The 22,407-nt window shown below is 40.5% G+C and carries 16 protein-coding genes; 10 read left to right on the forward strand and 6 right to left on the reverse strand.

The annotated features are described in order from the left end of the window. The first annotated feature begins 76 nt into the window (after positions 1 to 76). From ABE954_RS00075 to ABE954_RS00085, 3 genes are all read left to right on the forward strand, one after another. On the forward strand, positions 77 to 5,014 hold the full coding sequence (locus ABE954_RS00075; RefSeq protein ID WP_131680792.1) for a DNA repair ATPase: 4,938 nt from the start codon (positions 77 to 79) through the stop codon (positions 5,012 to 5,014). Next, positions 5,014 to 5,577, forward strand: a complete 564-nt coding sequence (locus ABE954_RS00080) for a rhomboid family intramembrane serine protease (protein WP_166685551.1) — start codon at positions 5,014 to 5,016, stop codon at positions 5,575 to 5,577. Before ABE954_RS00075 ends, ABE954_RS00080 begins: the two co-directional genes overlap by 1 nt. Positions 5,578 to 5,777: 200 nt before the next feature. Continuing rightward, positions 5,778 to 8,267 (forward strand): penicillin G acylase, encoded by a 2,490-nt coding sequence (locus tag ABE954_RS00085; protein ID WP_226619030.1) that lies wholly within the window; start codon positions 5,778 to 5,780, stop codon positions 8,265 to 8,267. 38 nt (positions 8,268 to 8,305) lie between these two features. Here ABE954_RS00085 and ABE954_RS00090 read toward each other — a convergent pair whose 3' ends face one another. After that, complete coding sequence (locus ABE954_RS00090; RefSeq protein ID WP_048605648.1) at positions 8,306 to 8,968, reverse strand: metalloregulator ArsR/SmtB family transcription factor; 663 nt, start codon at positions 8,966 to 8,968, stop codon at positions 8,306 to 8,308. A gap of 74 nt (positions 8,969 to 9,042) precedes the next feature. Between ABE954_RS00090 and ABE954_RS00095 the strand changes: the two genes are divergently transcribed. Then, positions 9,043 to 10,452, forward strand: coding sequence for an MFS transporter (locus ABE954_RS00095; protein WP_129467262.1), 1,410 nt, complete (start codon positions 9,043 to 9,045; stop codon positions 10,450 to 10,452). Between the two features lie 52 nt (positions 10,453 to 10,504). On the opposite strand, the gene ABE954_RS00100 is transcribed toward ABE954_RS00095, so the two are convergent. Beyond that, complete coding sequence (locus tag ABE954_RS00100) at positions 10,505 to 11,992, reverse strand: MFS transporter (RefSeq protein WP_042846794.1); 1,488 nt, start codon at positions 11,990 to 11,992, stop codon at positions 10,505 to 10,507. Positions 11,993 to 12,086: 94 nt separating this feature from the next. Between ABE954_RS00100 and ABE954_RS00105 the strand changes: the two genes are divergently transcribed. Together ABE954_RS00105 and ABE954_RS00110 are read left to right on the forward strand one after the other, a co-directional pair. Next, on the forward strand, positions 12,087 to 12,632 hold the full coding sequence (locus ABE954_RS00105) for a TetR/AcrR family transcriptional regulator (protein ID WP_129467263.1): 546 nt from the start codon (positions 12,087 to 12,089) through the stop codon (positions 12,630 to 12,632). Between the two features lie 70 nt (positions 12,633 to 12,702). Beyond that, positions 12,703 to 13,560, forward strand: coding sequence for a hypothetical protein (locus tag ABE954_RS00110; RefSeq protein WP_166696396.1), 858 nt, complete (start codon positions 12,703 to 12,705; stop codon positions 13,558 to 13,560). Between the two features lie 741 nt (positions 13,561 to 14,301). On the opposite strand, the gene ABE954_RS00115 is transcribed toward ABE954_RS00110, so the two are convergent. Both ABE954_RS00115 and ABE954_RS00120 read right to left on the reverse strand, forming a co-directional pair. Next, positions 14,302 to 15,377 (reverse strand): IS3 family transposase gene (locus ABE954_RS00115; RefSeq protein WP_104768132.1). Its coding sequence is split into 2 segments (ribosomal slippage): positions 14,302 to 15,128 and positions 15,128 to 15,377, totalling 1,077 coding nucleotides; the frame shifts between segments, so codons are not numbered across the junction. A gap of 345 nt (positions 15,378 to 15,722) precedes the next feature. Next, positions 15,723 to 16,682 (reverse strand): integron integrase, encoded by a 960-nt coding sequence (locus tag ABE954_RS00120; RefSeq protein WP_063100060.1) that lies wholly within the window; start codon positions 16,680 to 16,682, stop codon positions 15,723 to 15,725. Between the two features lie 285 nt (positions 16,683 to 16,967). On the opposite strand from ABE954_RS00120, the gene dfrA1 reads away from it, so the two are divergent. The 3 genes from dfrA1 (at position 16,968) to ABE954_RS00135 (ending at position 19,284) form a co-directional block, all read left to right on the forward strand. Next, a complete protein-coding gene (gene dfrA1, locus ABE954_RS00125) occupies positions 16,968 to 17,441 on the forward strand; it encodes a trimethoprim-resistant dihydrofolate reductase DfrA1 (protein ID WP_000777554.1) in 474 nt (157 codons plus the stop codon). 103 nt (positions 17,442 to 17,544) lie between these two features. Continuing rightward, entirely contained in the window at positions 17,545 to 18,390 is an 846-nt protein-coding gene (locus ABE954_RS00130) for a trypsin-like serine protease (protein ID WP_063100059.1), read from the forward strand. A 102-nt stretch (positions 18,391 to 18,492) separates the two neighbouring features. Continuing rightward, positions 18,493 to 19,284: a trypsin-like serine protease gene (locus tag ABE954_RS00135; protein WP_063100058.1), complete on the forward strand. Its 792-nt coding sequence runs from the start codon at positions 18,493 to 18,495 to the stop codon at positions 19,282 to 19,284. 134 nt (positions 19,285 to 19,418) lie between these two features. On the opposite strand, the gene ABE954_RS00140 is transcribed toward ABE954_RS00135, so the two are convergent. Continuing rightward, positions 19,419 to 19,583, reverse strand: a complete 165-nt coding sequence (locus ABE954_RS00140; protein WP_272678896.1) for a hypothetical protein — start codon at positions 19,581 to 19,583, stop codon at positions 19,419 to 19,421. Positions 19,584 to 19,692: 109 nt separating this feature from the next. Here ABE954_RS00140 and ABE954_RS00145 point away from each other — a divergent pair, with 109 nt between their 5' ends. After that, positions 19,693 to 20,055 carry a hypothetical protein gene (locus ABE954_RS00145; protein ID WP_306804508.1) on the forward strand — a complete coding sequence of 121 codons (363 nt, stop codon included), beginning with the start codon at positions 19,693 to 19,695 and terminating at the stop codon, positions 20,053 to 20,055. A gap of 742 nt (positions 20,056 to 20,797) precedes the next feature. Here the strand turns inward: ABE954_RS00145 and ABE954_RS00150 are convergent. Then, the gene (locus ABE954_RS00150; protein ID WP_063099983.1) at positions 20,798 to 22,405 is read right to left on the reverse strand and encodes a Tn7-like element transposition protein TnsE; all 1,608 of its coding nucleotides are present in this window, start codon (positions 22,403 to 22,405) and stop codon (positions 20,798 to 20,800) included. Between the last annotated feature and the right edge of the window lie 2 nt (positions 22,406 to 22,407).

A 22,407-nucleotide genomic window follows, 5' to 3' on the forward strand; every position in this document is an offset into this window, starting at 1 on the left:
TCAGCACATATAGGGGTAATTCTACCCCTAATCGCTTTTCATTTTTATTGTCTTAGTTAAGGGAATTTGCTGCACCATGTCAGATATTCAGGATACGGATCGCGAACAAGAAATACTCGATAGCGCTGTCGCAGAAGGGGGGGCGTATGAAATATTGCGTAAGCGCCTAACCGAGCAAGGTCAGCAACTTCATCAAAAAGCTTCGTTACTGAATGAAAAACGGCTAGAAGAATTTGGCCAAAGCCAAATGGATATTATTGGCCGCATTCGTATTCGTACTGAAAATAATTGCCAAGCAAGGGACATTGTTCGTGTTGGTGAATGGCTTTTATTTGGTTATAACGTTTTCCTCGGGCTTAAAAAAGAAACTCACCTTGAAGATGTTTTTTCATTATATCGACTCGTCGAAGGTGAGGATGAATTTGATGTTGAAGCCGTCCCTTACGAAGAAACCTTTTTAAGCGATAATCGCTTTGTTCAAGATTTTACTGAACTGTACACTTACTATAAAAACACCCAACTCCTTCAGCTTGTTGAAAGGGATGGGAAACTTCTCGCCAGTTTCCAAATTGGTGACCGCATCACTGATGTCCGTGTTTTCCGTTGGTCTATATCAAGTGATAAGCGCCGTATCGAATATATAGATAATCGAGGTGAGCGGGACATAGCTCTTCCTCCCGCGTATGACTTTGAATGGCATAAAACCACACGCGAAAACACGGTTAATGGTCGTTACCCTCATCTAAATATTCTTGATACTGTATTTATTGAAACTATCGGTGGCGACTTAACAATTAAGTGTGAAAATAATACTGAAGATGGTTTAGGGATTTATCGGGAAGCTGTTCTGGATAAAAACCAGTCTCTTGATGACGCACAAATTGAATACGCTCAAACAGGCAGCTTAATTATATTAAAGGTTCTGCCTTACCGAGAAGAAAGCTGGCGTTATCTGGTTTACAACACATTATCCCAATCAGTACAACGCATCGATGCCATTGGGCAAGCTTGTGTTCAGCTACCTGAAGATCACGGCATTATTTTCCCTGGTGGCTACTATTTACAAAATGGCGATTACAAAACCTTTGATCAGCCCATGGAGGGAATGCGTTTTCGTCGTTTACGTCGTTCTCCAAATGGTGAAGATGTCTTATATGTTTTCTATTCCCCAAACCAAGGTCGCCTTGCCCTATTTAACTATAATTTAATCGAACGTACATTATCCGTTCCGCTTATTGGGCATGGTTACGCCATGTTTGAAGATGGCAAAATGGTACTGTTTGAAGGTGAAGGGGAGGAAGCCACCCGAGTGCATCCTATGCAGGTTTGGCAAACACCTTTTTACTCAGAAGAGTTTGCAGATCAGCAACCAACACGGAGTGGTTTTTTTGGGCGTATAGGAAATGCTGATTTAGTAAGGGGTATTTCAGAAATTTTGCATGTTGCAAAAGAGATAGAAGGTAACCAAGTTTCTATTGCGCGCTATGAACAACTTAGCCAACAACCCAAAAATTTATTAGATCTCTATTATTGGCTCAGCGATGAACAGTGCCTAAGTATTGGTAAATTACTGAAAGAGATTACTCAGACTAGTGAATTAGTTCTTGATGAGTATGAAAAAGTTGAGAGTATTAGGCAACAATCCGCCAAATCAATGAATGAGGCGGTCAGTCGTCAAAAATCACTACTTTCTTTGACACTGCCTGATGGTTGGACTGATATTCAACAGTTTGTTGATGGCTTAAATTCTCTCAATGCACATCGAGGGCATTTAATTTCATTACGTGAATTTCGCTATATGGATTTAGAACAACTCAGCGAAATGGAAAATGAAATAATTGAAGCTCAGCAATCTGTTTCACAAGCAACCGCAGCGTTCCTTGCAAGCGATAAAGCATTACTACCTTTTAAATCACAGCTTGCTATTTTTGAAGAACAAATAGAAAAATCACAAAACAGTGCTCAGTTAGACGTCCCCATGAATGACATGGAAAAAATGTCTGCTGATTTAGATATGTTATCCAATTTAATGGCATCATTGTCTTTTAACGATGTCACTCAACAAACAAGTATTATTGATGCTATCTCACAAATATATGCACAATTAAACCAGTCTCGTGCTCGCTTACAACAAAAACGAAAATCTCAAAGTAGCGTGGAAACTGTCGCGCAATTTGGGGCTCAATTTCGCTTGTTTAGCCAAGGGATCACCAATGCACTTTCCCTTGCCTCTGACCCTGAAAGTTGTGATGATCAGCTATCAAGATTACTGGTTCAATTAGAAGAACTGGAAAGCCAGTTTAGTAGCCATGATGAATTTCTCGATGATATTCTTGCTAAACGTGAAGAATTACTCGAAACCTTTGAGTCCCATAAACAAGTTCTAATTGACGACCGCCAACGTCGTGCTCAAAACTTATTAACCGCAGCAGATCGCCTACTCGATAGCTTGCAACGTAGAACCGTCCGTTTACAATCTCAAGATGAACTTAACGCTTTCTTCGCATCTGATCCCCTCGCATTAAAAACTCGCGAAATTATTGAAAAACTAAGGGAAATTAACGATAACGTTAAGGCAGATGATATCGATGCTCGTTTAAAAGCCTCTCGCGACCAAGCTATCCGCGTCCTAAGGGATAAAACAGATATTTTTGAAGATGGCGGCAATATCATTAAATTGGGTCGTCACCGTTTTAGTGTGAATACCCAAGAACTAGACCTAACGATTTTACCTAAGAATGATCAACTGTGGGTTTATCTAACAGGGACTGATTTCCAAGAACCTATTGAGAATGCAGAGTTATCACAGTTACGACCTTATTGGAGTGCATCACTAGAATCTGAGTCTGATACCGTTTATCGTTCAGAATACCTTGCTTATTCTATTATTTATGCGGCAACCAAGCGCCAAGACGGGCTGGATTTTAGTCTTCTAAAAAGTGCGTTAACTTCCCCAGAAAAACTTGAGAAAATTGTCCGTGATTTTGCTAGCCCACGTTACAAAGAAGGCTATGAAAAAGGTATTCATGACCATGATGCCGTTGCACTACTGAAAAAATTACTGCCAATCGGTGAAAATGCAGACCTTCTACGTTATAACCCAACAGCCCGTGCCATTGCTGCAATCTATTGGGAACAAGTACAAAACGAAGATTACCCTGCTCAATGGCCGGAACGCGCAAGAACGGCAATGAATATTCACCAATTATTCCATAATGATAATGCCCTACTTGACCTACAAGCCGAAATTGAAGCTGGTATCAGCTTATTTTTACAAGATAACCCAATTCAATGCCAAGGGTATGTACAGACTCAGGCTGCTGAATATCTAAGTTTTGCCTTAGCGAGAACACCCATAGAATTGGTTTATAGTAAATATGCTAGGGAATTAGTGCTCGCATTACAAAGCCGATTGGAAGATGCGCATATGTGGCTCGATTTCAATCGTTCACAACAAAACTTAGGTACTCGCTATGCTCAACGCTGGTCATTAATTCAAAACTGGCTACAAGGGCTATGTTCTGTACCTGAATTTTCTCATCTAGAACCTTATATACCAGGTGCAATCGCGATTATCATATTAGATAAAGTCGCCTCTGCCCGTTATAGTGAAGCTGACCTTTACTTTAAAGTTAGCGGTTTGCTAGGTGAGCATCCAACGATTGAAAACCAGACTTTATCCTTAAGTTTAGATAATTACTTTGGTCGTATGCGTGGGCAAAGGAAACGTTTTATTCCTGAATTTCGCCAGTATCAAGCATTACGACAACGCATTATTGCCACAGAACGTAGTCGCTTAAAACTTCATGAGTTCAAAGCCAAACCACTGAGTTCATTTGTTCGTAATAAATTGATAAATGATGTTTATTTGCCAATTATTGGTGACAATATGGCGAAACAAATAGGGGCTCTTGGGGAAGGGAAACGCACCGACCTAATGGGGCTACTATTAATGATATCCCCACCAGGTTATGGTAAAACTACCTTAATGGAATACGCGGCAGATCGCTTAGGGTTAATTTTTATGAAAGTTAATGGCCCTGCTCTTGGGCATGATGTGCTTTCCCTTGACCCCGAACAAGCACCTAATGCCACGGCAAGGCAAGAACTTGAAAAGCTGAATTTAGCCCTCGAAATGGGGAATAATGTGATGCTATATGTCGATGATATACAACATACACACCCTGAGTTTTTACAGAAATTTATTTCCTTATGTGATGGAACAAGGCGCATTGAAGGGGTTTGGAAAGGAAAAACTAAAACTTATGATATGCGAGGCAAAAAATTCTGTGTCGTCATGGCCGGTAACCCTTATACCGAGTCAGGAGAAGTGTTCCGTATTCCAGATATGCTAGCAAACCGTGCTGATATCTATAACCTCGGGGAAGTATTAGGTGGGATGGATGATGCTTTTGCATTGAGTTATATCGAAAATAGCCTCACATCTAACCCTGTATTAGCCCCTCTAGCGTTACGGGACCTTAATGACCTCTACTTATTTGTCGACAAAGCTATGGGGAAATCAATCTCAACTAACTCACTCAGCTACCCATATTCTGATGCTGAAATAAATGAAATTACTTCAGTAATCAAAAAAATGATTAAGTTACGAGATATTGTATTGAAGGTGAACCAACAGTATATCGCAAGTGCAGCCCAATCAGATAAATACCGTACAGAGCCGGCTTTCCGCCTACAAGGTAGCTATCGAAACATGAATAAATTGAGTGAAAAGGTTTCTTCAGTTATGAATGACGATGAGCTAGAAAGGTTACTTGATGACCACTACCTTGGGGAAGCTCAACTTTTAACCACTGGTGCAGAAGAAAACTTACTTAAACTGGCTGAAATACGTGGCACTCTTTCTCAGAAAGATGCTAAACGCTGGCAGCAAATTAAGAAAGACTTCATGCGTAATAAAGCACTTGGTGGCGATAATGCCGATATTGGTGATCGGGTTGTGGGCCAGCTAGCTTCATTAGTAGAAAGCGTCCAAGCCCTTGGTAACCCCTGATGAACTTTTTGCAAGGTTACCCGCGTATTAGGCTATTAATTTTTCTGGTAGCAATTTTTATTATTGTTCAGTTAATTAATAGTCTAACAGCGGGTGGGTTAACCCCCTTTGGGGTTGTCCCTCGAACCATGACCGGGTTACTAGGCATTTTTTTTGCCCCCTTTATCCACGGTAGTTGGGGGCATCTATTCAGCAATTTACCGCCATTTATCATTTTAAGTGCCTTGCTACTTCATCGCACAGTTAAAGCTTATCTACTGGCATCATTGTTTATTATCAGTGTTGGTGGTTTAGCTGTTTGGTTACTAGGCCGTAATGCTATCCATATCGGTGCTAGTGGCTGGGTTTTTGGTCTATGGGGCTTACTCATTGCCCAAGGCTTTTTACGGCGAAAATGGGTTGATATTGCCATTGCATTATTCGTGTTATTTTATTTTGGTACGATGGCTAGCGGCTTGCTCCCCATTAACCTGTATATTTCTACTGAATCCCATATTGCTGGTGCCCTAGCTGGTATCACCTACGCATGGTTAGCTAATCGTTACGACAAAAAAACGCGTTGATCTTCGCTCAAATAACCCCACCATTTGACTCATTTTTTATATTTTTTCCCATTTTACGTATCCCTTTTTGTGAGCTTGATTCACATATTAATAATTAACTTAAAATTAACCAATAATTAACAATATAATAATGCTAGTCTCAAAAAACAATAACGACAATGGAGACACAACCGATGAAAAAAAAAGTCATACCTATCGCAATGGTTTTCGGGTTAACCACCTTGTCATTCACCTCACTTGCCGCACACACTACACAAGTGAAAATTGAACGAGACAGCTATGGTGTTCCTCATATTTATGCCGATGATACTTATAGCCTTTTTTATGGGTATGGTTATGCTGTCGCACAAGACAGGCTGTTCCAAATGGAAATGGCGAAACGCAGCACACAGGGCACGGTTTCAGAAGTGTTAGGTAAAGATTACATCGCTTTTGACAAAGATATTAGAACTAACTATTGGCCAGATTCTATTCATCAACAAATAACTCATTTACCGACAGAACAGAAAGATATTCTAAAAGGTTATGCTGATGGAATGAATGCATGGATAAAACAAGTTAATGAAAAACCAAATGAATTAATGCCTAAGCAGTTTATCGATTATGGTTTTTTACCTTCACAATGGGATAGCTTTGATGTTGCCATGATCATGGTTGGTACAATGGCAAATCGTTTTTCTGATATGAACAGTGAAATTGATAACCTTGCATTACTTACTGCACTGAAAGATAAGTATGGTGAACAAATGGGAGTAAAAGTCTTTGACCAAATTAATTGGCTTAATAACCCCAATGCACCAACAACCATCTCACCGCAAGAATTTACCTATTCAGATTCAAAAAATAACAAAATAACAACACAATTGAATCAAATTAATGATTACCGTTTAACGGCTCCCATGTTTGATCGACCCGCTAAAAATAACTCAGGTAAACTTATTGCTCTTTCCCCTAAACAAAACAATGCGTTAATTTCCCAACAGTACGAACAAAGTGGAGCTAATGGGATTGCGGGCTACCCCACCACCAGCAATATTTGGTTAGTGGGGAAAAATAAAGCTTCTGGCGCAAACGCTATTTTACTCAACGGCCCTCAGTTCGGTTGGTTTAACCCCGCATATACCTATGGTATTGGTTTGCATGGTGCAGGGTTTAACATTGTTGGAAATACTCCTTTTGCCTACCCAGCTATTTTATTCGGTCATAATGGCCATATTTCTTGGGGGTCAACGGCAGGGTTTGGCGATGGTGTTGATATCTTTGCTGAAGAAGTTTCACCTGAAAACCCCAATAATTATTTACATCAAGGCCAATGGAAAAAAATGCTAACACGCCAAGAAACAATCAACGTAAAAGGCGAAAAACCGGTTACCTTTGCTGTTTACCGTACAGTTCATGGCAATATTATTAAGCGCGACGACTCTACTCACACCGCTTACAGTAAATCTCGCGCGTGGGATGGGAAAGAAGTATCATCATTAATGGCATGGGTTAAACAAGGGCAAGCACAAAATTGGCAGCAATGGCTAAACCAAGCAAAGGACCAAGCCCTCACAATTAACTGGTACTACGCCGATAAAGACGGAAACATCGGCTATGTTCACACCGGTCATTACCCAGATCGCCAAGCTAACCATGATCCGCGTTTACCTGTTCCAGGAACAGGTGATTGGGATTGGAAAGGTATGCAACCCTTCGAAAACAACCCTAAAGTGTATAACCCTAAATCAGGTTATATCGCTAACTGGAATAATTCCCCCGCAAAAAATTACCCTGCGAGCGACCTTTTTGCTTTTCTCTGGGGCAGTGCGGATAGAGTGACAGAGATAGACAACCTCATAGATTCTTATGATAAATTAACATCAGATGATATGTGGAATATTTTACAACAGACTAGCCGTGTTGACCTCAACCGGCGTTTATTTATGCCTTATTTAAGACAAGCTACTGAAGCCTTACCAGCTAGTGATAACGCAGCCAAATTAGTCTCAATACTCAAACAATGGGATGGTATAAACCAATTATCCAGTGATGGTAAACACTATATTCACCCAGGTTCAGCCATCCTTGATATTTGGTTAAAAGAAATGCTCAAAGCTACATTAGGCCAAACGATCCCAACCCCATTTGATAAATGGTATCTTGCAAGTGGCTATGAAACCACACAAGAAGGGCCTACAGGGTCATTAAATATTAGCACGGGTGCCAAGTTACTTTATGAATCACTACTGGGTAATGACTCCGCTATTCCTCAAACAGTGGATATTTTTTCAGGTCAATCCAAGAATACTATCATCCGAAAAGCACTGGATACCACCTACCAAAAAATGAAAGATAAATACGGCGACGACCCTGCAAACTGGCAAACCAATGCTACTGCATTAACTTTCCGTGAAAATAATTTCTTTGGGGTTCCACAGGCTCTAGCAAAAGAAAATTTCCATCAAAATGAATACCATAATAGAGGTACAGAAAATGACCTTGTGGTATTTACTGAAAATGGTGTTCAAGCGTGGGATGTTGTTGCTCCTGGTCAAAGTGGTTTTATTTCACCCCAAGGCAAACGCTCACCCCATTACCAAGACCAGCTTTCACTGTACAACCAGTTCGGTAAAAAACCATTATGGTTAGATAAACAAGAACTGGCGCCACATATAGAATCAACGGAAACACTCACTGTTTATCAATAAGCTTATTTTGATAACTAAATACCAAGACTTCTTGGTATTTAGTTTTTAACTGTGACTCGATATACACAACGTGCCGCACCATTTAGCAAGTATTGCTCACGCACAACACTCCCCTCGTCACCGACTACCTCGCTAAATAAAGTTAATTCCGAACGGCAAAAGTTTTGGCAAACCGTCGCGGCAGCACAAATTGGGCAATGATTTTCAATAAATAACCAACTGTCATTATCTTGCTCAACTTTCGCCATATAGCCTTCCTCGCTCCGGACTTCTGCTAATGCTGCTAAACGTTCCGGCAATGCCAAACCTTTACAACGTGCAAAATATTTATCTCGGCTTTCCTCTTCTCTTTGGCTTATCAGGCGCTCTAAACCCTCATCACCAAAAATAGTACGAACAGAATCAATTAATTGCAGAGCTAATTGCGCATGGGTATCAGGAAAACGCTGGTGCCCTAATTCAGTGAGAACCCAATTTTGCCGAGGCCTTCCCGCTCCGGTTTGTGACATACACTGAGCACCTTCCACTAACCCTAAAGTAACTAACTTTTGAAGGTGTTGCCGTGCAGCCTCCCCCGTCAGATTTAAATCTTTAGCGATTACTGCTGTAGATATTGGCCCTTTCGTTTTAATACAAAAAAGGACTTTATCTACGGCTTGAGTGAGATTTAAATTATCAAAGTAATTACTTGCTTTAATCATTATACGACTCTATTATCCAATACATTACTTGGATAATACCTCTTTTCTGACTATTCCGTCTAGCGGGTCTCTCTATGAGCAATAAAACACCAACAACAGCACAGGGTAAATGGGCTGATTTACTCAGTGGTTCCAATGCATTACTCACAATAGCGCTCACTGGAGGCGTTGCCTTACACGCTATTAATATTTATATCGTAACAACCATATTACCCAGTGTGGTTAACGATATTGGTGGTCTTGAATATTATGCATGGAATACCACGTTGTTTGTGGCAACTTCAATTGTCGGTTCAGCGCTTTCCAGCAAAATTTTAGATAGCTTTGGGCCTAAATTTGCCTATTTAATAGCATTAATATTATTTTCCCTTGGGTCTATCTGGTGTGCGGCTTCCCCATCTATGTTGATATTACTTGGAGGGAGAGCGCTACAAGGGCTTGGTGGGGGGATTTTATTCGCACTAAGTTATGCTTTGATCCGAATTGTTTTCACAGAAAATTTATGGTCACGGGCGATGGGCGTCGTTTCTGGTATGTGGGGAATAGCGACCTTATGTGGCCCAGCCATTGGTGGTATTTTTGCAGAGGGTGGTCATTGGCGCTGGGCATTTTGGGCCCTACTCCCTGTAGCCGTTTTTTTATCCTTAATTGTCATCGGACAACTACCAAAAAGGCAAAACCAGCCACCTCAAACGGCTAAAATTCCTTTCTTAGCAATATCATTACTTGTTATCTCAGTTCTTGCTATTTCAATTGGTAGCTTATCGGAAAAATTACTAGTAAACCTGATTGGCTTATTCATTGGCCTCGCCACACTTATTATTATTGTGTTGTTAGATGGGAAAAACGGAAAACGTTTATTACCAACCGGCTCCTATTCGTTAAAAAATCAGCTTGGTGTGATTTTTTTAACTATGTGCTTACTTGTTGGTGGCATGACAACAGAAATTTATGTACCTTATTTTCTTCAAACCATTCATCACTTTTCACCATTATATGCAGGGTACTTAACTGCGATCATGGCTGCTGGCTGGACAATAGGGGCACTATTTAGTGCAAATAAAACAGGTAAGGTAGTCATTCAGATTATAAGAGTCGGGCCGGTCATCATATTTATATCTCTGATTGTTCTAGCAGTATTGACGCATAACCAGAAACTGACCGAATCTTTACCTTTATTTATTATTTACTTAATTGCTATGGCAGGCGTTGGGCTAGGTATTGGCATTTGTTGGCCTCACCTCGTTCTACGTGTATTTAATAATGCGCCAAAAGGGGAAGAAAACCTTGCATCTTCTTCAATAATTACTATTCAGCTATATGCCACGGCCTTATCAGCAGCTCTTGTTGGTGTCGTTGTTAACAATAGTGGGCTAATCAGCCCCGGCGGAATGTTGGGGGCACAACAGGCATCTATCTGGCTATTTGCGTTATTTTCCCTTAGCCCGTTGATGGCTATCATCATGATCCGTAAAGTGAAATAATTAAATCCAACTAAAATGGGAGCAACCTAGCTCCCATTTTTAATTAATCAATTCAGTGTTTTTTAGTACGCATAAAGTACGGTAGAGCCAATATGCTAACAAGCAAGACAACAATCGTCGCTATCATGACCACTAAAAAGGCATGATCAAAAGCAATATTAGCCTGATTAATTAATCTGTTAGCACTGTCTAATGGTAGCTTTTCAGAAACCAGCAACGCTTCATCAATGCTATCATAGACCTTATTACTGACCGCTAAATCATCTGGAAGGGATAGCTTTAACGTATAAACAGCACTCATCAACCCCCCCATAAAAGTCACGCCAAGTACACTACCAATTTCATAAGCAACCTCTTCAAGAGAAGCTGCCATACCTGCTTTTTCTTCGGATGCACTTAACATTACCGTTGTAGAAGCCGTAGTAAAAATAGCCCCTAACCCAAAGCCAATCAAAAATAAGAATGAAAGTAATAATAAACCTGTTGATGTTTTAAATACCCACGCTAAACCAACAACACCAATTAAGGTACATGTAAACCCTAAAACAGCTAATTTTGTTTCACCTAACTTATGCAAATACACCCCCGCTAAAGGGGCTGAGATCAACGAGGCAATAGGAATAGGCATGATATAAAGCGCCGCATCAAATGGCGTATAACCTAGTACCAACTGTAACCGCTGACTAAGCAGCAGTTCGACCCCAACAATAACCACAAGGGATATAATTGCCATCAAGATACCAGCACTAAATTTAGGATTTCTCAATAAGGCAAAATCAATCATTGGCGATTCCGATGTGATTTGCCGATGCCTAAAGACCGCCAAAAAGACCACACCAATAACCCCAGAAGCCATTACAGCAGTCCAATCTGTATAAGCTTTACCTATTTCTTTTAATGTATAAATAGAACTGATAAGCCCGATCAAAACTAAAATAGCCCCCAGTACATCGATTTTTTTGTTGTTATTTCCACCGCATTTAGGAACTAAACAATAAGCAAATGGTAAAACTAATAACACAACAGGAACATTAATTAAAAAAACAGAACCCCACCAAAAATGGTTAAGTAAGATACCGCCAATTAAAGGGCCAATAGCGGCACCACCTGATGCCACAGCAGACCAAATACCGATTGCGAGCGCCCTTTCTTTTGGGTTTAAAAAAACATTCCTAACAATCGCTAATGTCGCTGGCATACTTACAGCAGCACCAACCGCGAGGAAGCCTCGAGATAAAATTAAACTCATCGCCGTTGGCGAAAAAGCCGCACATAATGACGCTATGCCAAATAATGGTAGCCCCAATAAAAACATCTGCTTATGACCCACTTTATCGCTTAACATTCCCGCAGCAGGCAATAAACCTGCAACCACTAATGGGTAAGCATTCATAATCCATAGTTTTTCAGATGCGGTCGCACCTAAATCATGAGTCAACTTGGGCAGTGCGGTATAAAGCACAGTAACATCAATAACTATAAGAAATAACACACTTGATACTAACAGAAGTACTATCCAGCGTTTATAATCGGCTAACATAAAATTCTCTCAATGAGTTTGGTTGATCACGCTTTATTGATGATCGTGCTATAATATAAATCCATACGTATGTATTGAAAAGAGGTTTTTCTAAATGGGACGTCAACGAACGATTGATCGCGATAAGGTACTGGATACCGCTGAAGAAATCGTCATTACACAAGGGGCCGCAGCCCTGACTATTGATGCTGTTGCAAAAGCAATGGGGATCTCTAAAGGTGGAGTTCAGTACTGCTTTGGCAATAAAGAGGCCCTTATCGATGCGATGTTTGAACGTTGGGGCCGATCCTATGATGAAGTATTCAACCGAGTTATTGAGCAAGATAATAGCCCAGAAAGGAAAATTTTAGCCCATCTACAAGCAACCCATGAGCACGATAAAGTCTCAATGGCCAAAGGTGCGGCCTTAATGGCGTCATTATTACAAACTCCGGAATACCTTAAAAGTACACGTATTTGGTATCGTGAACGTATTGAAAACCTGAATACATCCACAGAAAAAGGCAAACAGGCAAGAATTATTTTTCTAGCAACTGAAGGCGCTTTTATGCTGCGCTATATGGGATTAATGGAAATCGATGATAATGAATGGCAATCTATATTTAGTGATATGATTAACTTATTGAAAAACGACTCATAACATCCTTTTTTAAAATAAATAATCTCTTAATTTTAATATCATTATACAACATATTTAAATGGAGATTATTATGAGACCAATTATTATCAATGTTGATTATAAACATAACCCAAATAAAATATATAACATTTCCAACAAGGTCACACTAAAAAACAAGATAGTAAATATAGCAAACAAAAACATAGAACTAAATTATAAAAAAGAAATTATATCAAACAAAATAAAAAGCGATAAAAAAAACATAGAAAGTATAGATAATATAGATTTATTTTCTGAAATAATTAGGGAGAAAAATGTAATTTACACTCAATCACAAAATAAAATACTACCCTCACAATATATTAATTTAATTAAAAACCACCGAAAAACATTCATTCCAACAGGGAATAATGATCATACTATAGTCCTATGTTCCGGCGATCTCATCGGAAAAGGGGTATATGGAGCCGCCTATAGGATAGGTAACTTTGTTATCAAAATACCCAATGATGACAATATACAGAAAAGTAATAAAAACACCGAGTACTCTCGCTGTTCAAATGTATTAAATGAAATAAATAGGGATAATGATTTTTCTCGAGGAATCACATTAAAAAATGGTAAACAAGTACTAATTACCAAATATGTCGATGGTAAGTCTATAACTGGAAAAAATGCATTTGACTTTGTAAAAGAGAAAGGGCGTATTTTATTTGATTATGGTTCTGAAGGAAATGTTAAAATAGATAATAATGGAAAAAAATATGTTATTGATGTCGACTTTGTAGCACAAGCTACTGGGTTAAAAAAATATCCCTCATTAGGAACCCTAACAATACATGAAATTTATAAGGATATGTTTACTATAAACCCACTTAAAACGAATAATGAAAAGCCTTTTTATTATTCTGAAATAGAAGATCTTTTACCAAAATTGAAAGGAAAGTGAAATAACATCCTTACTAACGATACTATTCCACAACACAGGGTCATTTTTCTTACAAGGACAATGACCCTGATGCAGGAAAATGAGTGACTAAACCAGCGGTATAAAGCTGTTCTATAATTAACAGATCAAAATTATAATTCGGTGTTAATTTTTCATATCTCCGATTATCAAGGCTATCTAAATACATTAGGTTTTCATCAGCACAACACCGTATAAGTGCAAGTAAAAAAACACTATTTTCAAAAGAAAGATCATTGATACTTAACGCATTTTCTTTTTTTATAAAGAAGAGGTTATCAATATATTCAACTTTTTCTTGCCTTTCTTTTTCATTTTCTATACGAATACAATCAACACAAATATGTTCAAGATTGCTTAAATTTGAAAAAAAAGGCTCATTACGGTTAAATAATGAGCCCTGTGGGATGACAAAATAGTCCTAAAATAAACTACGCTACAAGCCATATTTTTTGGCTCTACTTTAAAAATAAATGACAAAATAGATCTAAAATAAATTTTAAGCTTGCCATAATCTCGCACCCAATAAGTGACAAAATAGATCTAAAATGATATCAGGACATGGTTAAACATCTGTTTTAAATCAACTTTTATTTGTTTAACTATTTAACCGACCCACAACCGAAGTTTCTCATAAACAAAATCGATAGGTAAACGCTCTTGCTCTAAACGAGTTGACCTATCCCCGGAATTAGTACCAATCCCGTGATGAGATTTTCCAGCTTATGCTGCCTGCTTTGCATACTCAACAGGCGACATGTAATTCAACGAACTGTGCGGACGAACATGATTGTAATGCTCGCGCCATAAATCTATTTCGTATCTGGCCTCGTCCATCGTTCTAAACCAGTGTTGGTTCAGGCATTCGTTTCTGAACTTGCCATTCAAACTTTCAACAAATGCGTTTTGTGTTGGTTTACCTGGCTGAATAAAACCCAGAGTAACGCCGCTTTCTTTGCTCCAGAAGAACATCGCCTTACTTGTAAATTCAGTGCCATTGTCACAGATCACCTTATTTGGTTTGCCGCGTTGCTCAATCAGCAAACTCAAGAATCTGGCGACTTGCCTGCCACTGATGGAAACCAAAACCAATTGGCCTACCATTTCACGCGAATAATCATCCACCACATTTAAAACCCTAAAGCGCCTGCCATTGCTGAGTTGATCCGATACAAAGTCCATAGACCAACGTTGATTCACAGCTGTTGGCACTTCCATAGGCTGTCGTGGCCGAGTCAGCTTTTTGCGTTTTTTCGTACGCACCTGCAAACCTTCTTCGGTATAAAGGCGATAGGTATGCTTACGGTTTTTAACCCAACCTTCGCCCCGAAGCAGACTATGCAACATCAGATAGCCATAACGCGGATATTGGGTTGCCAATGCTTTCAACCGCTGTCGTATGCTGTTATCTGCATTCGTTTTGGGCTGATACCGCAATGCCGTTCGGCTTAATCCCGCCAACTTGCAAGCCACCCGTTCACTCAGGCGAAAAGCTTCTATCAAATGCTGAGCAACAGGTTTCCTTGCCGCTGGCGTCACCACTTTTTTGACAGTACATCCTTCATTGCTTCGACTTCCAGCATCTTGTCGGCCAGCATTTTCTTAAGCTTGTTGTTCTCTGCCTCAAGCTCCTTCAATCGCTTGGCTTCGTTCACTTCTAGGCCTGCGTACTTACTGCGCCAGTTGTAGAAGGTCCCGACGGATATCGCCATCTCACGGCATAAGTCCTCGACCTTCGAGCCTGCTTCATGCTGCTTGATGGCTTTGATGATTTGTTCTTCGGTGTAACGTTTTTTCATTTTGAGATCTCCATTGGTTCCATTTTATTGGAAATCTCATCAATGTCATGGTCTTAAATTGGGGGGATAGGTCACTCACCTGAGCATGAGTTACAGGGAGCAGAGTTTCATTTGTGGCTTAAAAACACTCCCACCTGCATAACGGCACCCGAATTTACCACCACGACCACTGGTTGATCACCACCCGTTGTGTTTTCACGGAACCACCATGTTCAGCAATCATCCAGTTACTTGATTGCCTGCTATGAGCGAAAAGCAGAGATTCAGCACCTCAACACAATCCGCATGCGAATGACCGCTTTTACCGCAAAACCGGACATGAAGCCCGGTTTATTTAAAACGAAATTATCGGTCTATAGGGCTAATTGTCCCTGATGAATGTTGACCGATGACATGTGTATATATTTGAGTTGTCTTCAAATCCGTATGCCCTAACAGCTCTTGAACTGTACGAATGTCTGTTCCCGCTTTTAAAAGCTGCGTTGCGAAAGAGTGCCTGAATGTGTGTGCGGTAACGTGTTTCTGAACACCTGACCGTATAACAGCGCTCCTTAATTTCTTTGTTAGGGACGTCCAATGCAAGTGATGGCGGCAAACATATCCATCCACTGGATGCTTACACCTGACAGATGATGGGAATATAAATTGCCACTTAAAATCAGAAATTGCGTAAGGGTATTTTCGCGCGAGCCCTGGCGGGAGACTTGTTTTACCCTCACCTTCGCAAAGATCCTTTTCATGAAGATCACGAACCTTTTCAATATGCAATTTAAGGGGTTCAACAAGCTTTTCAGGTAACATCGTGACTCGATCTTTACCGCCTTTGCCACGAAATACATAGACATTCCTTGACTCAAAATCGATATCTTTAACTCTTAGCATTAATAGTTCTGCTTTCCTTAGCCCACAACCATATAAAAGCGAAAACATCAGTTTATAGCTACCGGATAGCTGATTGATGATACTCATTGCTTCGTTATGAGATAAGACGGATGGAACCCGTTTAGGTGCGCGTGCTTTTATCGTATCAGGTAGTAAAGTAAGTTCTCTCTGAAGTATATGTTTATACATGAAGACGATAGCGCAAAGCGCCAAGTTTTGAGTAGACGCCGTAACTTGTCGGTTTACGGCTAAATATGTCAAAAAATTAGTTACCTCTTGTTCCCCCATGTTCTTAGGATGCTGTTTTTTGTTAAACAAAATGAAGCGTTTTATCCAAAGTAAATAGGTTTTTTCAGTCTGAATTGAGTAATGCTTGGTTCGCATAACCTGTCTGATGCTTTCAAGGAAAGGTGAACGAGTCATGTAAGCTCCTTTGTTGATTATCGAGTGTGTTACTGAGACTTCTCAGTAACACCTGATGATAAGGAGGCTAAATCAAGATAAGGCATTGATATTAATAATATTACCCCATTATGGGGTGGAGACATTACTGAGAAGTCAGTAATGTCGTAAATTAAAAGTAAATTAAGTCCTTAACTAGCTTCTTAAGTTATTGATCTTCAGTAAACTCATAGGTATAAATTTGTTTTGCCTTTCGGATGTTACTGAGAGGTCTACATAATAACTGTTAACCTCTGAGGAAGAATTGTGAAACTATCACTAATGGTAGCTATATCGAAGAATGGAGTTATCGGGAATGGCCCTGATATTCCATGGAGTGCCAAAGGTGAACAGCTCCTGTTTAAAGCTATTACCTATAACCAATGGCTGTTGGTTGGACGCAAGACTTTTGAATCAATGGGAGCATTACCCAACCGAAAGTATGCGGTCGTAACACGTTCAAGTTTTACATCTGACAATGAGAACGTATTGATCTTTCCATCAATTAAAGATGCTTTAACCAACCTAAAGAAAATAACGGATCATGTCATTGTTTCAGGTGGTGGGGAGATATACAAAAGCCTGATCGATCAAGTAGATACACTACATATATCTACAATAGACATCGAGCCGGAAGGTGATGTTTACTTTCCTGAAATCCCCAGCAATTTTAGGCCAGTTTTTACCCAAGACTTCGCCTCTAACATAAATTATAGTTACCAAATCTGGCAAAAGGGTTAACAAGTGGCAGCAACGGATTCGCAAACCTGTCACGCCTTTTGTACCAAAAGCCGCGCCAGGTTTGCGATCCGCTGTGCCAGGCGTTAAATTGCACAAGGAAGTCATGCGTATAATCCTGCCCATTCTATTAATTATTTCAAGTTTGCCAGCTTCAGCAATTGTTGTTCGTCACGATGTTACTGACAAAAAATATAATGCTGACGCTACGGATTTTGCACCTTTGGCAACACTTTATGTTGATGGGGCTCATGGCTCATTAATTAAGCCAGATTGGATTGTAACTGCCGCTCACGCAACTTTCTGCATAAGTCCTGGCAGTTACCTCCGCTTAAATAATGGCTATCACAAAGTTGAAAGCGTTTTCGTTCATAAAGACTATCAACCCAGTAAAAGTCACGACATCGCTTTAATAAAATTAGTAAATCCAATAAATGATGTAAAACCGGCTAATCTTTACGAACAAACGAATGAGCTCGCAAAAATAACTTGGTTTATCGGTGTCGGCGGTACTGGAAATGGGCTGACCGGACAAATTGTCGATAACTATGAAAATGGTGGGGTTTTACGAAAAGCTCAGAATCAAATCGAACAAGCAGAAGGGCCGCTATTAAAATTTAAATTTGATAGAGATGATGTAGCTTTGCCATTAGAGGGGGTTTCAGGTAGTGGTGATAGTGGCGGCCCGGCATATTCCACCATTGACGGGACGCATTACTTACTTGGTATTAGCTCAAGAGTTGAAGGTGGGGATATCGGGGAATACGGTGTCATGGAAGTGTATTCTAGAGTCTCATTTTTTACGTCTTGGATTGAAAAAATCACTGCAGGTGAAGAAGCTTTGCAGCAGCAATTGGCATTTCCCAAATTGCAGCGCCTTCCTGCAGGACTCACCGAACAGATTTTACCCCAAGTCTGTGCTGTTATTAGCTTGAAACCAAATGCAGTTTAACAAGTTTCTTAATTTTGTTCTGGCAATAAACCAGAGCTTATTTTCAGTGAGGTCTTCACTGAATTGGCGCTACCATTTTAAATAGAACATAGGAACTTCTAAATGAAATGCATATTTTTGATTTTACTGGTTATAGCCTTTTCAGCTAACGCAATAATCATCAGGCATGATACGTCAGACGAAGATTATCAAAAGTTAGCAAAAAGCGATAATTCTACTGTTACTTTCTATGGTGTCTATAAAGGCGAAGATATTGTTGCGGGAACCGGAAGTATCATCGCCGACAAATGGATTGTTACTGCTGCGCACGTTGCTAATTACTTAACTAAAGGTGGCAAAGTTCAATTTAAGGATGCTTTTTATACAATTGAAAAAATTGTAAAGCATCCACTTTGGAAAGATCAGCAACTACCTAATGATATAGCTCTTGTTAAATTATCTTCTGCTATTGAAAACGCGACAATTGCTAAGTTGAATGACTTACCAAACGAAGCTGGCAAAATTGCAACTTTCGTCGGGCGTGGTGATCATGGGAATGGTGTTACTGGAGTTGTCGGTGCGGATAAACAGTTAAGAGCGGCAAACAATGTGGTGACTGTAGCAAAAGAACAGTGGGTGCAGTTTGCATTTGACGAGGGAGAGAAAGCCTTGACATTGGAAGGAATAAGTGGCCCCGGAGATTCTGGCGGGCCTGCATATATTACCCATGCTAATTCAGTTTGTATTATTGGTGTAAGCTCGTGGCAAAATGCCGAATCAACCGGTTGGCAAGAAGGTAAGTACGGCGTTATTGAAAATTATTCACGTATTTCACACTTCAGAAATTGGATTGAACAAACTATGTTGCAAGATTCACAGAAATCTCCTGAAGTCTGTTCTGATATTGTGTTGTAACCAAATACAATTTAACAAGTTGCTTAATTTCGTTCCGGCCACAAACGGCGTGGCCTCGAATAGACTGCCTACGCTGCGCTGCGGCAGCCAATTAGCAAAGCGTTAGCAGGCATTCGGGGTTTTAAGGGTTTTAGTCAGTAGTTTTGTTCGGGCCTTGCTCGTGTTTGGTTTTCTTTGCGGCAGCGCCAAAAGTTAACGTTCGCTAGTTTGTGAGTTAGTCGCTGGCGGCCAAGGCGGTAGCGTTGTTCCTTCTGGTTCATTGGCTTCGCTGGTAAACGGTTTTTAAGGTTCCAGCCCATTTCCTGGTATCGCAGCTGGCTGGTTTAGTTTTTAATATTGCACAGGGTTGCCGCTGTTTGGCATCGCTTGGCGGCAGTGCCGCGTGGGTTTAGTGTGTTGCGGCTAACAATGCGCATCACTCGCAGCCTGCGGCTGCTGGGGCGTCAAACGCTGTCGCGTTTTTCCGCCCGTGTGCTTTGCGTTAAGCCAATACAAGGAATAAAAACTGTGCCATTTTCTGAAGATGAAAAAGCAGTATTGCTAAGTGTTAAAGGTGTAGGGCCAAAAGTTGTGGAGCGCTTAGAGCAAATGGGAATTGTAACGCTATCTCAATTGGCGAATGCTGAAATAAATAATATTTTGGAGCATGGCGCAAATATCACCGGCTCAACTTGCTGGAAAAATAGTCCGCAAGCAAAGAATGCCATTACTTCTGCAATTCAAGCAGCGCGCAGTTTCCCCCTGACGAAAACTGTAAAAAAGAAAATATAATTTCTTTAAAATTTACATGGAACCGGTCTACGCCAGTAAGTTTATAGTTGCTTTTTGTTTCGGAAAAACGGCTTAACAAGGTTATCAAGCGGATGGTTTTTAAGTAGCTCTTTTGCCATTCCGCTTCGCTCCATTTTATGGCAAAAGTGCTACTTAAAAACCGCCGCTTATAACGGCGTTCTGCTAACACCTAAAAGCGGACTTTACAGCCTTAAAGTTGGAATGTCTGCAATTGGCACAAAGCCACTATTCGATACAGTGGTACTTTTAGTGAATTAGGTGGTGCTGTCAGTTTGCAACGAGTGGTGCAACCGACTTGCAAATAGGTGGTGTATTAAATGGAATTAACCACCCACCCTCTATGGTGTAGAAAATCTGGCTATCGCGCCCGGCTACAGGTCACAAAGCTAGTCTGAATAAAAATTCACAGTCATGAAAGATCAACTTTTAGTCAAATTTGATTTCTGATTAGGTGTAATGTGATGCCCCTCATTGCGAAAAGGGCATTTAATTAATCTGCTAAAAAAACACTACTTGTGTGATTAAATGTCAAGCTAAAGTTGTTTCATCGCTTTTGATGCAAAAAAAATAATGTAGGTATAATTTAACGTGGGAGCATTGCCGGTGTTCTCGAGTGAAATTGGCGAAGCCATTGAGTGCCGGGTTAACCACTGGATAGATAATTTTCCTTTTATCTCGTAAAGCGAGCGCCAATTTGATGCACTTATAAAAAACCATCAAATTAATGCGATAAACACTGTGTAAAGCGTTGCGCCCAACTCTCAATCGACTCAACCGGAATGTTTCCAGCCTCTGCCCCTTGGTGCTTGGGGTGATTAATGCCGATGTGACAGTTTTCACCAAACAACCCATCCAATAACTCGTTAGGCCAAGATATTGATTTTGCGACCACACCTTTGCGGATAAGAGTGAAATGCTCGATCCAATCCCGTGCATCTGAGCCAAAAATCACTTTGGTTGAGAGCATTTTGATACCATCTGAGGTATCAACTTCTAACAGCACTACATCAGTCTGCATGTAACGAAGCCGAACGGCCTTAATCGCCCTTTGTGTGCCATTCTCCAGAAGGTGTTGTTTGCTGCGACCGACCTTAGGCAATGGTAGTGTTTCTTCATGAAGAATTCGGCATTTATGTTTGAACTTTAAAACCTGCAGCATTCGATCGAAACTCTTGAAACGACTTGCAAATTGTCGCTCTCGGTCCGTAACGTCCTCTTTGCCACCAACATCTGCCGCAGGCAAGCTGCCGCCTTGATGAGGTTCTCCTGTGCTCACGTCCCTGCCTGCCTCTTTTTCGGCAAGTTCATCAAAAATCAGATTTGGGCGTTCTTTAACCACTTCCTGTTTGTAAACCCTGCTGGGCTTTGTAAAGCGGCACCAGGTTAAGTCTCCTTCTAGCATCAATGTTTCATTTTCATCAGAAGCGGATTGTTCGTCATCAATTTCAAACTCTTCGTCAGTTTGTTGCCAGGCGGTACCGCCAGAGCCACTGCGAGCTTTGCTGTCAGTTTGCTTGTTGTTGACAAAATCCGGATGAATGAACGCAACGCTCTCTGGCAAATTGACGTCAAAATCAATCCCGACAATTTCTTCCACTAAATAATGGCTTTTACCGGTGTTGTACCTACCGCGAACATGTAATTTCCAGTTTGTCATCGTAGGTGGCGTAAAGCTAAAACGCCAGCTCTCCAAACGATCTCTGAACTCACGCGTTTCTTGATAGCGTTGGAAGATGCTTTGGTAAGAGGCCAATGCCTGAGGATCTGTCAGTAGCCATGCCAAAAGTTGCTTAGTGCCACTTTGATCAAACGCAGATTTTGGAAAAGTACTGGTTTGTAGCACATGAATATTGACATGATTTTGTTCAGGTACGGGTTGAACATCAAATTCTAAGGGTAAGGTGGCACTGCTCAAACATGCCCGACAGAGATAGGAATTGACCAAGAAAATAGCCCTGGCAAGTTCAAGCTGTGGTATAACAATCCAATCGTCTTTGTTACCCCAACAGCAGAAAGCATTCTGAATTCCATCTTTATCTCGGATTGACTTAAAGCTGCTGATCTCTGGGAAATCAGCCAATTTTGCTTCGATAAGCTTATAGCCAGGTTCAAATGTGATTACTCTGTCTATACGGCGCGATTGTTTTTTCTGACTATTCGGCAGCTTCCCTCGGCTAAGTAGGGGTAAATTCGATAATCTGGCATGTTTTTTATCTTGCGTAGGCCAGCACCAAACGGCAATTGACCATTCAGGCACATTGTTGTACCGAAAGAAATCCCCGATATGAACTATAGTAGCGTCCTTGCCAAATCCTTTGATGCTCGTCACTC

Source organism: Providencia sp. TYF-12 (assembly GCF_041344805.1).
Lineage (GTDB): Bacteria > Pseudomonadota > Gammaproteobacteria > Enterobacterales > Enterobacteriaceae > Providencia > Providencia huashanensis.